We start from the raw sequence: 12,053 nt of genomic DNA on the forward strand, positions 1-12,053 counted from the left end.
CCGTTTGCCGCTTTCACGCGCTGGCGGTTCAACGCCGTTCGGCGCGCATAACCATATGCGATCGCGGTATTTCCCATCTCGCCGGGCATATGAGACCATTTGAGGTCCAGTTGGCGGCGCATTGCCAGAAGCAATCTTTGCCGCCGGCTTCCACCCGAATCTGACATCGATCAGAACTCGATAGGTCGTCGATGAAATCGTCGGCCAGGTCATTGATTAGAAACAGCGAGAATCACATGCAGCGCAGAAACATCCTCAAAGCCCTCTCGGCAGTCATCGCCGGTGCGGCGATCGTTACCAGCTTCGGCGCGCACGCCGACGACAAAGTGATCAAGGTCGGCACGATCGGCGGCCCGGATGCGCAAATCTGGGAAGTCGTCACGAAAGTGGCGAAGCGCGAAGGCCTCAACGTGAAGGTCGTCGAATTCAACGACTACGTGCAGCCGAACGCCGCACTCGACGCAGGCGATCTCGACGCGAACAGCTTCCAGCATCAGCCGTACCTCGATAGCCAGATCAAGCAGCGCGGCTACAAGATCGTCAGCGCCGGTCTCACTTACATCTCGCCGCTCGGCATCTACTCGAAGAAGCTGAAGTCGCTGAAGGACCTGCCGCAAGGCGCGAAGGTCGCGGTGCCGAACGATCCGTCGAACGAAAATCGCGCGCTGCTGTTGCTGCAAACGCAAGGCGTGATCAAGCTGAAGGCCGGTGCGGGCGCGAACGGCAATAACGCGACGGCGCTCGACGTTGCCGAGAATCCGAAGAAGATCAAGCTGGTCGAACTCGATGCCGCGCAACTGCCGCGCTCGCTGTCGGACGTCGATGCCGCCGCGATCAACACGAACTTCGCGCTGGCCGCCGGCCTGCAACCGACCAAAGATGCGATCGCGCTCGAAGACGTGCATAGCCCGTACGCGAACCTGATTGCCGTGCGCACGCAGGACAAGGACAAGCCGTGGGTGAAGAAGCTGGTTGCCGCGTATCAGTCGGAAGACGTGCGCCAGTTCATCAAGACGCAGTTCAAGGGTTCGGTGGTGCCGTCGTTTTAAGAGCGACGCGTTCTACAGTTCCAGTTCCCATCGCTCGATCGTCAGATCCTTGCCAAAGCGGCACTCAGCCGCCGCGCTGGCAAGCCTGAAACCGGCGCGCTCGCACAGGCGCCGCGGTTGTTCCAGCGAGGTGGCCGTTGTTAGCGTGAGCTTCGTGTAGCCCGCGCGCCGCGCGAAACGCACGCATTCGCTCAGCAATTGGGTGCCGACGCCGAGGCGCTGCACGTCGGGCTCGACCCATAAGAGCCGCACGCCCGCCACCGTCGTCGACACCCCGACGACACAGACCGAGCCGACCACGACCCCTTCCTGATCGGCGACCCAGCACATCTCCCGCACCGGATCGTTGCGTTGCGTGTAGTCGGCGACGACCCGCGCGAGCAATCCTTCGAACGACTGATTCCAGCCGTATTGCGCGGCGAACCACTGCGCCTGCCGATGCACGAGCCAGCCGCATTCACCTGGGCGTGGCGGGCGGAGCATCACGAGTTCGTGCTTAGGCTCCTTACCGAGCAGCCGTTCGATGATTTTCATCGCGGCGATCAACTGATCCTGGGAGAGCGCCGGGAGGCCGGCTAGTAACGCAGACACTTCTTCGATCGCCGCGGTATCGAGCGGCGCGTAGGCGGCGTGGCCGCTGTCGGTGAGGGCGATCAGCGACTGGCGCGCGTCCGTTTCGGACGGGCGGCGCGTGATCAGATTGCGCCGTTCGAAACTGGTCAACAGGCGGCTGAGATACCCGCTGTCGAGACCGAGCGCGCGCCCGAGCACCGAGGCCGTTTGCGCGCGTCCGCGGTAGAGTTCGTGCAACACGCGCACCTCGGTCAGAGAGAACGCGCTCTTTGCCAGGTGCTCGTGGAGTGCGCCAATGTGCTGGGTGTAGAAGCGGTTGAAATGGCGGACGGCCTGAGCGCGCCGCAGCGCCTCGGAATCGGTCAAATGCTGCTCCCCGGGGGAATGTTATGGCTTGCTTCCCAGCACTATATTGGAACGCCTCTCTTTTGCAAAAGCCATACCGGTAAAGGGTTGATTGAACTGGTATTAAAAAGGTATCGATCAGGGTTCTATTTCTTACGCAGAAAAGACCGCGCTCCGGCCACCCAGCCGCCTTCCCACGCTCGGATACGGGTAAGTCCTGGGCTCCGAAAACCGCGTTCGTACTGTTCCTCAGATCCCTTCCGGCCTTATCCGGCAAGGCTTTGCGCCTCGTCATGCCAGTATAGAACCAGTCGATTGACTGGTATTATGTTGGTTATATAATGGGCTCTCATTTTTCGTAGGCCTACCTTTCCGCGTCGGCCGCCGGAGTCCCATGGAAACTCGCTGGTCCGCACTGATGCCTGACGCCCGCAACGTCACGCCGCTCTATTTGCAGCTTGCGCGCAATCTCGCGACGGCGATTCATTGCGGCGTGTGGTCAGCGGGTGAGGCGCTGCCCTCGGAGCGCACGCTCTCGGACGCGATCGGCGTGTCGCGCATTACGGCGCGCAAGGCGATCGAGTTGCTGGTCGAGCAAGGCCTGATCCGGCGCGCTCGTGGCGCGGGCAGTTTCATCACACCGCGCGTCGAAGATCCGCTCTCGCGTCTCACCGGTTTTACGAAGAAGATGCAGCAGCGCGGCTTCCGGCCAGATTCGGTGTGGCTCGAGCGCGATATGCGCGCCGCCAACCGCGAAGAGCTGGTGCATCTCGGACTCTCGCCAGGCGCGGCGGTGGCGAGTCTGCGGCGCTTGCGGCGCGCGGACGGCATTGTCATGGCAGTCGAGCATTCCGCGCTGCCGGCCGCCATCGTGCCCGACCCGCAAGCCGTCGGCGACTCGCTTTACAGCTATCTCGAACACCGGGGCGCGGCCGTGGTGCGCGCCTTGCAGCACTTTCGCGCGGTCAACGCGTCGAGCGAGATCGCCGCGTTGATGGATATCGAACCGCGCTCGGCGCTGCTGGTCATTACCCGTATCGGCTATAGCGCCGATCAGCGCGCGATCGAGCTGACCGACACCTATTGCCGCGATGATTACTACGACTTTGTCGCTGAATTGCGCACCTGAGCGGCTCGACTGAGCCACGCGCGAAGTCCGCGAGTTCAGGAGCACGGCCGCCGTCAGGCCTCATTCAGTCACGCCCCGTATCACGCCTTACCAGAGAGACTCATGCTGACCGGAAACATACTCACCACCGATGGGTGGATTCACGGCACGCTCGAATTCGAAAACGGCCGCATCACGGCGCTCACCGGCGAACGTGTCGACCCGTCGACCAACGACGCGCCCTACATCCTGCCTGGCTTCATCGATCTGCACGTGCATGGCGGCGGCGGCGCCGACGTGATGGAAGGCGACAACGCGATCGAAACCATCACCCGCACGCATGCGCGTTACGGCACGACGAGCCTGCTCGCCACCACCATGACCGCGCCGCGCGATGAACTGATGAGCGTCGTCGCGGGTCTGGGCAACAACGCGCGGATTCGCACGCCCGGCGGCGCGCGCGTGCTCGGCGTGCATCTGGAAGGGCCGTACATCAATCCCGGCAAGCTCGGCGCGCAACCGGACGCGGCGGTCTCGGCGGTGATGGACGAAGTGCTGAAGTATCTGTCCATCGCACCGATTCGCGTGGTCACGCTGGCGCCGGAAATTGCCGGCCACATGGAGATCATCTCCGAGATGGCGGCGCGCGGCGTGCGTGTGCAGTTGGGCCATTCGCTCGGCACCTACGACGACGCCGTCGCCGCGCTCAAGCACGGCGCCTGCGGCTTCACGCACCTGTTCAACGCGATGTCACCGCTGCACCATCGCAATCCCGGACTCGTCGGCGCGGCGCTCGCGCACGCCGAGTTCGCCGAAATCATTCCCGATCTGCTGCACGTCCATCCTGGTGCGATCCGCGCGGCATTGCGCGCGATTCCGCGTCTCTATGTGGTGACGGACAGCACCTCGGCCACCGGCATGCCCGACGGCGAATATCGCCTCGGCAGCCAGCATGTGACGAAGTGCCTCGGCGGCGTGCGTCTCGCCGACGGCACGCTCGCCGGCAGCACCCTGACCATGGATCAGGCGCTGCGCAATCTCGTGTCGATCGGCTTGCCGATCGCCGATGTATCGAACCGTTTGTCGCGCTACGCCGCCGACTACCTGGGCATCGAGGACCGCGGCCGCATCGCGCGCGGTGCATGGGCTGACGTGGTCGTGTTCGATCGTGAACTGGCGTTGAGCGCGACTTACGTCGAAGGAGAAGCAATTGTCGAATATGCTTAAAGAGGCGCTGGCGTCCGCTGAAACGGTCGCTGCGCAACTCACGGATACCTCGCGCGTCGAGGCCCTCGCGGCAAAGCTTGCACAGCAGCCGCGCCATGTCGCGCTGACGGTCGCGCGCGGCAGCTCGGACCATGCGGCGAGTTACTTCGCATGCCTGACGATGAGCCGACTCGGCGTGCCGGTTGCCTCGCTGCCGATGTCGGTCGCGACGCTCCAGCAAGCGCCGCTGCAGGTGCGCGATCAGCTCGCGCTGGCGTTCTCGCAATCGGGCAAGAGCCCGGATCTGGTCGGCACGATGGAAGCATTGCGCCAGGCAGGCGCGTTGACCGTCGCCGCCGTGAACGTGTCGGGCTCACCCTTGGCCGATGTGTGCGAATTCGAGTTGCCGCTCGAAGCCGGTCCGGAACTGAGCGTTGCGGCCACCAAGAGCTACATCGCGATGCTGTCGATTTCCGCGCAACTCGTCGCGCATTGGCAGAAAGACGCCGAACTGCTCGCGGCGTTGAAGACACTCCCCGAAGCCCTGCGAGCCGCGGGCAAGCTCGACTGGTCGAATGCCGTGGAGGAATTGCGCGGCGTGGAGCGCATGATCGTGATCGGCCGCGGTCTGGGTCTGGCCATCGCGCAGGAAGCCGCGCTGAAACTGAAGGAAACCTCCGGCATTCAGGCCGAAGCGTTTTCGAGTGCGGAAGTGCGTCACGGTCCGATGGAACTGATCGACCGCGACTACCCGCTGCTGGTCTTCGCACCGCGCGGTCCGGAACAGGCGGGCTTGCTGCAACTCGCTCGCGACATGAAGGCGCGCGGCGCACGTGTCCTGCTCGCGGCGCCGGCCGACGTGCCGGAAGCCACGCTGCCTCTCGCTACCACCGCTCATGCGGCGCTCGATCCGATCGCCGCGATCCTGTCCTTTTACGTGATGGCCGCCGGCCTTGCCGCCGCGCGCGGGCGCAATCCCGATGCGCCGCGCCATCTCAACAAAGTCACCGAAACTCACTGACGAGAAATCAGATGCGACGTGTCGAGGAGTCCCGCTTGATGAGCCATTCTGAAGGCCATATTGTTTTGCTCGCGCCGATGACCGGTCCGGTCGTGCCGCTCGCGAACGTGCCCGACCCTGTGTTTTCGGGCGGTATGTTCGGCGACGGTATCGGTATTGATCCGCTCGAGGGCCGACTCGTCGCGCCGTGCGACGGCACGGTGACGCATCTCGCGCGCACCGGTCACGCAGTGACGCTGGCCACTGCCGAAGGTGTCGAGATTTTGCTGCACATCGGTATCGACACGGTCGCGCTGAACGGCAAGGGCTTTGCGCCGATGGTCGCGCAAGGCGCTCACGTGCGCGCCGGCGACGTGCTGATCGAGTTCGATCAGGATCAGGTCGCGCTCAATGCGCCGAGCCTCGTGTCGGTGGTGGCGATTGCCAATTCCGACGCGTTCGAGATCGTCGAGCGCGTGCAAGGCGGCCTGCTGAAAGCCGGTGAAACGCCGCTGCTGGTGCTGCGCGCGCGCAGTGGCGCGGCGGCCGAGGCGTCGCGCCAGGCTGGTGTGACGAACGTGACGGAAGAAGCCCGTCAGCAAGTCACGCTGGTCCACGCAGGCGGTCTGCATGCACGTCCGGCGGCGCGGGCCCGTGAAGCGGCGCGCGGTTTCGACGCACGCGTCGAAGTGCGTTACGAAGGGCGCAAGGCGGCGATCGAAAGCGTGGTGGGATTGCTCGGACTCGGCGCGGGTGAAGGCGCGAGCGTCGAGTTGCTCGGCGTCGGCCCGCAAGCGAGAGCCGCGATCGAAGCCATTGCTCACGAACTGACGCGCGAAGCGCATGGTGAAGTCGAAGAAAAACCGGCACGCCAAAGTTCGCCGGCGCCGCAAGCCGTGGCGCGTCCGGCGGGCGAAGCGCTCGCTCCGAATACGCTCGCCGGCGTGTGCGCCGCACCGGGCATCGCGGTCGGCAAACTGGTGCGCTGGGACGACGCGGACATCGATCCGCCGGAGAAGGCGACCGGCACGTCCGCCGCGGAGAGCCGCCTGCTCGACAAGGCGATTGCCACCGTCGATGCGGACCTCGGCACGACCGTGCGTGACGCATCGCAGCGCGGCGCGGTCGGCGAAGCGGGCATTTTCGCGGTACACCGCGTGCTGCTCGAAGATCCCACGCTGCTCGACGCGGCGCGCGATCTGATCAGCCTCGGCAAGAGCGCCGGCTTTGCATGGCGCGAAGCGATTCGGGCGCAGATCGCGATCCTTTCGAAAATCGAAGACGCGTTGCTCGCGGAGCGCGCTGCCGACCTGCGCGACATCGAGAAGCGCGTGCTGCGCGCGCTCGGTTATACGAACGCCGCGGCGCGCACGTTGCCGGAAGAAGCCGTGCTCGCGGCGGAAGAGTTCACGCCCTCCGATCTCTCGACGCTGGATCGCTCGCGCGTTACCGCGCTGGTGATGGCGCGCGGCGGCGCGACTTCGCACGCGGCGATTCTCGCGCGTCAGGCGGGCATTCCCGCACTGGTGGCAGTCGGCGACGCGTTGCATGCGATTCCCGAAGGCACGCAAGTGGTGGTGAACGCCACGACCGGCCGCCTCGAATTCGCGCCGACCGGGCTCGACGTTGAACGCGCACGTCTGGAACGCACCCGTCTCGCCGGTGTGCGCGAAGCCAATCGCCGCACCTCGCAGCAAGCCGCCGTCACGTCCGATGGCCGCGCGATCGAAGTGGCCGCGAACATCGCCACGCTCGACGACGCGAAGACCGCCGTCGAGAACGGCGCCGATTCCGTCGGCCTGTTGCGCACCGAACTGCTGTTCATTCACCGCGCCGCTGCGCCGACCACGGACGAACATCGTCAGAGCTACCAGGCAATCGTCGACGCGTTGAGCGGTCGCACCGCGATCATCCGCACGCTGGATGTCGGCGCGGATAAGGAAGTCGACTATCTGACGCTGCCGCCCGAGCCAAATCCCGCGCTCGGCTTGCGCGGCATTCGCCTCGCGCAAGTGCGCCCGGACCTGCTCGACGACCAGTTGCGCGGTCTGCTCGCGGTGCAGCCTCTCGGCGCCGTGCGCATCCTGCTGCCGATGGTGACCGACGTCGGCGAATTGATCCGGATCCGCAAACGCATCGACGAATTCGCTCGCGAATCGGGCCGCACGGAGCCGATCGAAGTCGGCGTGATGATCGAAGTGCCGTCGGCGGCGCTGCTTGCCGATCAACTCGCGCAACACGCGGATTTCCTCTCGATCGGCACCAACGATCTGACGCAATACACGCTCGCCATGGATCGTTGCCAGGCCGACCTCGCCGCCCAGGCGGACGGCTTGCATCCGGCTGTGCTGCGGTTGATCGCAGCCACCGTGCAAGGTGCCGACAAGCACGGCAAATGGGTCGGTGTGTGCGGCGCGCTGGCGGGCGATCCGCTCGCCATGCCGCTGCTTATCGGCCTTGGCGTGACCGAGCTTTCGGTGGACCCGGTGTCGGTGCCGGGCATCAAGGCGCGCGTGCGTAACCTCGATTATCAGCTGTGCCGTCAACGCGCGCAGGATGCACTGGCGCTCGAATCGGCGCAGGCGGTAAGAGCAGCAAGTCGCGAAACCTGGCCTTTGGACTGAACCCCACACGGTCCGCAGCCGGCTTCGCTCAATTATTAACCCGAGCTACAAGACTCAACGACGACGTTCGACAACGACGTTCGACAACGACGTTCAACAACGACGTTCAACAAAGAGACAAAGGATTGGAGGTATCAATGGATGGGAATCCGTTTCTGAAAATTCAGCGGCTGGGACGCGCGCTGATGCTGCCGATCGCGGTGCTGCCGGTTGCCGGCCTGCTGCTGCGACTCGGCCAGCCCGATGTGTTCAACATCAAGATGATCGCCGACGCCGGCGGCGCGATCTTCGACAACCTGCCGCTGCTGTTCGCGATCGGCGTGGCGGTCGGTTTCGCGAAAGACAACAACGGCGTGGCGGGTCTGGCTGGCGCGATCGGTTATCTGATCGAAGTCGCCGTGATGAAGGACATCAACGACAAGCTCAACATGGGCGTGTTGTCCGGGATCGTGGCGGGTATCGTCGCGGGCTTGCTGTACAACAGGTACAAGGACATCAAGCTGCCCGATTACCTCGCCTTCTTCGGAGGGAAACGCTTCGTGCCGATTGTCACGGGGGTAGTGTGCCTCGTGCTCGGCATAGCGTTCGGCTACGTGTGGCAACCGGTGCAAGCCGTGATCGATACGGCTGGCCACTGGCTGACCACCGCGGGCGCGCTCGGCGCGTTCGTGTTCGGCGTGCTGAACCGTTTGCTGCTCGTCACGGGTTTGCATCACATCCTCAATTCGCTCACATGGTTCGTGTTCGGCACCTTCACGCCGCCGGGCGGCGCCGCGGTGACGGGCGACCTGCATCGCTTCTTCGCGGGCGACCCGACTGCGGGCACCTTCATGACGGGCTTCTTCCCGATCATGATGTTCGGCCTGCCGGCTGCCTGTCTTGCGATGTTCCATGAAGCGCCGAAGGAGCGCCGCGCGGTGGTCGGCGGCCTGCTGTTCTCGATGGCGCTCACGTCGTTCCTCACGGGCGTGACCGAGCCGATCGAATTCAGCTTCATGTTCCTCGCTCCGGTGCTGTACGTGATCCACGCGCTGCTGACGGGTCTCTCGCTCGCCATCTGTTCGGCGCTCGGTATTCACCTCGGCTTCACCTTCTCCGCGGGCGCAATCGACTACGTACTGAACTACGGCCTGTCGACGAGAGGCTGGTGGGCGATTCCGATCGGCCTCGTGTACATGGTGGTGTACTACGGCCTGTTCCGCTTCTTCATCCGTAAGTTCAACATGGCGACGCCGGGCCGCGAGCCGGCCGCAGCCGACGAACAGGCCGACTCGTTTGCCGCTGGCGGTTTCGTTTCGCCGGTCGCCGGTGCGGCCGTGCCGCGCGCGCAGCGTTATATCGCCGCGCTCGGCGGTGCAGCGAATCTGTCGGTGGTGGATGCGTGCACGACGCGTCTTCGTCTGTCGGTAGTCGATTCGAACAAGGTCTCCGAAAACGAACTGAAAACGATTGGCGCACGCGGCGTGCTCAAGCGCGGGTCGACCAATGTGCAGGTGATCATCGGACCGGAAGCGGACATCATCGCGGACGAAATCCGCACGGTGATCGCGCAAGGTGGCGGCGATGCGGTGAAGCAGGTGGCTGCTGCTCCGGCTCCTACTATGGCGGCTGCGCCGGTTACGCCGGCTATGGCATCGGGCACGCAAGGCGGCCCGCTCGATCCGGATCCGTTGCGCTGGCTCGCCGTGTTTGGCGGCGCGGGCAACGTAGTGTCGCTGGATGCAGTGGCGGCAACTCGTCTGCGTATCGTCGTGCGTGACCCGTCGGCGGTCGATCGTCAACGCCTGGCGACGCTCGACACAGCATGGGTCGCGGCGGACACGTTCCATATCGTCGTCGGCGATGCCGCGCAGCGCTACGCGGAAAAGCTGGCGACGCGTCTGTCGCCGGCTACGGGCGCCGGTGCGGCGCCGCTGCCCGCGTAATTCTATCGACGCTTCGAACCGCGCTGATTTCGGTCTATCGGGCGGTTCGGCTCGCAAGCCACGATGTTCGGGAAGCCTCCGTTTTAACCCCGGAGGCTTTTTTATGCACGGCAGTTACCGATATACGGCGGTGCGGCGCAGTAGCGCACACACGGTCTATTCTGAAAATAATTGGGTAAGCTAACTAATGACATTCGAGCGCCTTGTCATACCGGCAAGGCGTTTTCGTTCAAGCTCAGGAGTTACCCATGTCAATGCGAGCGGCAATCTGCCTCTTGTTCTTGCTGCCAGCTGGCGCTGCGCACGCCGGTGGCCAGTTCAATGTTCAATGCGCATATTCGCACACGCTGCCGGACGATGCGATCGTTTTTCCGGGGCAGCCTGGCAGGGCCATGGTGCACGACTTTTTTGGCAACACGGGCGCCGATGCATACAGTACCTACTACTCCCTGAACGACAACAAGGTCACCACCTGTAATGTCGCGGCGGACCCTTCCTCGTACTGGGTTCCGCAATTGAAACGCGCGTCGGGGATTGTCGTGCCGGGCTATCAGAAGACCTACTACAAGAACGATCAGCCGGTGGTGCCGCTGCACACGATTCCCGATGGCCTGGAAATGCTGGCTGGCGATCACCGTTCATCCGTGCCCAAACCGCAGATCAACTATCTGTGCCGCGGCGGCTCCTACACCCAGATCGCGCCGACCAACTGCCCGGTCGTAACGGACAGCAGCGGCACTTACGCGCAGCTCGATATCTCGGTCCATTTTCCGGATTGCTGGGACGGCCGCACTCTTGTGCCGAACATGGCCAGCCACATCATGAACATGGCCTACCGGCAGGCGGACGGAAAATGTCCGGCCGCCTATCCCGTCAAGATTCCGGAACTGCAACTCAATGTTGCGTACGACTTGGGGCAGGATCCTGACCTCTCCACCGCGCAATTGTCGATGGATCCGATTTTCGTGAATGGCACGTGGGTGCCGCAATGGGGAAGCCTGTATACCGCGCATGCGGACTTCATCAACGCGTGGAAGACCGATTCGCTGCAGTACGCCGTGGACAACTGCTCGAATGCGAACATTGCGTGCAGCAACAGCATCCCGACGTACTACTCGAAAGCCAGCGCCGATGTGTGGGTGGATGGCCGCGGCGTCACGCATGCGAGCGATAGCACGATGACCTCGGACGCAGGAAGTGTCGTGCTGATCAAAGTCCCGACGCCCACCAATCTGAAGGATTATCCGTACACCAACTCGTATCTGCAGACACTTGCGCAGAACGTCACGGACACGAGTGCGGTGACGCTGGATATCTACGCTGCTTCCACGAACTGGGACGATGTCGCCAACCTGCCAACGGCGGCCGCCTGCAACACGAACCAGCGAATCGGCGGCATCTACCTGGATAGTGCATTGCAGCCGCGCATCAACGACATCACGCGATACGTTGCATCGCAAGTCGCTGCGGGGGCGTCGCAAATCGGCGTGTGCATTCGCAACGCAACTGGCCGCACGATTCAGATCTCTTCACGCGACGGGACACGAACACCTGCGCTGTTCATGAAGTAATGTGGGCAACGTGAGAGCGGGCGTGACCGCTTCTCATCTCGCCACGCAAAAAACGGCACCTTGAACCTCGAGGTGCCGTTTCTTTTTTGCGTGGCTATTCGACCGGCGCGCGGCCGGTCGAACATGCATCAATGAGTCTTATGCTTGCCTGCTTCCACCGGCCGGCGCGATTCCAGCCACATCACGTTGATCATGCCGAACGCTAACGCCACGCCGATTCCGAGAATCCAACTGAAATACCACATCACAAACTCCTGTTAAGCGTATTGGCGATCAATACATCGAATGGTGATTCTCTTCGAGCGCTGCCGCAGTCACCTTGCCGCGCATCACGCGATACACCCAGCTCGTATAGATCAGGATGATCGGCAGGAACACGATCACGGCGATCAGCATGATCTGCAACGTCATGCGGCTCGAGGTCGAATCCCACACGGTGAGACTGCTGCGGCCGTCGAGCGAGGAGGGCATGATGAACGGAAACATCGAGAAGCCCGCCGTGAGGATCACGCCGATGATCATCAGCGAGGTCGACAGGAACGCGCTCTTTTCAAAGCGCGAACGCGCGAGCAACGCGGCCAGCACGCCGCCCACCAGGCCGGCTACGGGAGCGGCCACCATCCACGGATAGGTGGCGTAGTTGGTGAGCCAC

10 protein-coding genes are annotated in these 12,053 nt (G+C 63.5%); 7 read left to right on the forward strand and 3 right to left on the reverse strand.

The window, feature by feature from the left end; translation table 11 throughout:
• The first annotated feature begins 236 nt into the window (after nt 1–236).
• Nucleotides 237–1,049 carry a MetQ/NlpA family ABC transporter substrate-binding protein gene (locus P0D71_RS05680; protein WP_091796848.1) on the forward strand — a complete coding sequence of 271 codons (813 nt, stop codon included), beginning with the start codon at nt 237–239 and terminating at the stop codon, nt 1,047–1,049.
• Between the two features lie 12 nt (nt 1,050–1,061).
• On the opposite strand, the gene P0D71_RS05685 is transcribed toward P0D71_RS05680, so the two are convergent.
• Nucleotides 1,062–1,988: a GNAT family N-acetyltransferase gene (locus tag P0D71_RS05685; protein ID WP_408479447.1), complete on the reverse strand. Its 927-nt coding sequence runs from the start codon at nt 1,986–1,988 to the stop codon at nt 1,062–1,064.
• A gap of 373 nt (nt 1,989–2,361) precedes the next feature.
• Here P0D71_RS05685 and P0D71_RS05690 point away from each other — a divergent pair, with 373 nt between their 5' ends.
• From P0D71_RS05690 to P0D71_RS05715, 6 genes are all read left to right on the forward strand, one after another.
• Nucleotides 2,362–3,096 (forward strand): GntR family transcriptional regulator, encoded by a 735-nt coding sequence (locus tag P0D71_RS05690; RefSeq protein ID WP_091796846.1) that lies wholly within the window; start codon nt 2,362–2,364, stop codon nt 3,094–3,096.
• A 102-nt stretch (nt 3,097–3,198) separates the two neighbouring features.
• Nucleotides 3,199–4,302: an N-acetylglucosamine-6-phosphate deacetylase gene (gene nagA / locus P0D71_RS05695; RefSeq protein ID WP_408184549.1), complete on the forward strand. Its 1,104-nt coding sequence runs from the start codon at nt 3,199–3,201 to the stop codon at nt 4,300–4,302.
• Entirely contained in the window at nt 4,295–5,302 is a 1,008-nt protein-coding gene (locus tag P0D71_RS05700) for an SIS domain-containing protein (protein ID WP_408479454.1), read from the forward strand. The genes nagA and P0D71_RS05700 overlap by 8 nt, the downstream gene beginning before the upstream one ends.
• Nucleotides 5,303–5,340: 38 nt before the next feature.
• Nucleotides 5,341–7,905, forward strand: coding sequence for a phosphoenolpyruvate--protein phosphotransferase (ptsP, locus tag P0D71_RS05705; protein WP_408479448.1), 2,565 nt, complete (start codon nt 5,341–5,343; stop codon nt 7,903–7,905).
• A gap of 137 nt (nt 7,906–8,042) precedes the next feature.
• Entirely contained in the window at nt 8,043–9,830 is a 1,788-nt protein-coding gene (gene nagE, locus P0D71_RS05710; RefSeq protein ID WP_408184551.1) for an N-acetylglucosamine-specific PTS transporter subunit IIBC, read from the forward strand.
• 254 nt (nt 9,831–10,084) lie between these two features.
• Nucleotides 10,085–11,401 (forward strand): DUF1996 domain-containing protein, encoded by a 1,317-nt coding sequence (locus tag P0D71_RS05715; RefSeq protein WP_408479455.1) that lies wholly within the window; start codon nt 10,085–10,087, stop codon nt 11,399–11,401.
• A 128-nt stretch (nt 11,402–11,529) separates the two neighbouring features.
• On the opposite strand, the gene cydX is transcribed toward P0D71_RS05715, so the two are convergent.
• Together cydX and cydB are read right to left on the reverse strand one after the other, a co-directional pair.
• Nucleotides 11,530–11,646 carry a cytochrome bd-I oxidase subunit CydX gene (gene cydX / locus P0D71_RS05720; RefSeq protein WP_091796841.1) on the reverse strand — a complete coding sequence of 39 codons (117 nt, stop codon included), beginning with the start codon at nt 11,644–11,646 and terminating at the stop codon, nt 11,530–11,532.
• Nucleotides 11,647–11,674: 28 nt separating this feature from the next.
• Nucleotides 11,675–12,053, reverse strand: a 379-nt coding sequence (cydB, locus tag P0D71_RS05725; RefSeq protein ID WP_408479449.1) for a cytochrome d ubiquinol oxidase subunit II, incomplete at its 5' end; no start/stop codon positions are given.

The organism is Paraburkholderia sp. RL17-383-BIF-A (genome assembly GCF_046028015.1).
Classification (GTDB): Bacteria; Pseudomonadota; Gammaproteobacteria; order Burkholderiales; family Burkholderiaceae; genus Paraburkholderia.

Excerpts from the sequence above, each read along its gene's own strand:
- P0D71_RS05680 (WP_091796848.1), top strand. The coding sequence starts at position 237 with ATGCAGCGCAGAAACATCCTCAAAGCCCTCTCGGCAGTCATCGCCGGT.
- P0D71_RS05690 (WP_091796846.1), top strand. The coding sequence starts at position 2,362 with ATGGAAACTCGCTGGTCCGCACTGATGCCTGACGCCCGCAACGTCACG.
- nagA (WP_408184549.1), top strand. The coding sequence starts at position 3,199 with ATGCTGACCGGAAACATACTCACCACCGATGGGTGGATTCACGGCACG.
- P0D71_RS05700 (WP_408479454.1), top strand. The coding sequence starts at position 4,295 with ATGCTTAAAGAGGCGCTGGCGTCCGCTGAAACGGTCGCTGCGCAACTC.
- ptsP (WP_408479448.1), top strand. The coding sequence starts at position 5,341 with ATGAGCCATTCTGAAGGCCATATTGTTTTGCTCGCGCCGATGACCGGT.
- nagE (WP_408184551.1), top strand. The coding sequence starts at position 8,043 with ATGGATGGGAATCCGTTTCTGAAAATTCAGCGGCTGGGACGCGCGCTG.
- P0D71_RS05715 (WP_408479455.1), top strand. The coding sequence starts at position 10,085 with ATGCGAGCGGCAATCTGCCTCTTGTTCTTGCTGCCAGCTGGCGCTGCG.
- cydX (WP_091796841.1), bottom strand. The coding sequence starts at position 11,646 with ATGTGGTATTTCAGTTGGATTCTCGGAATCGGCGTGGCGTTAGCGTTC.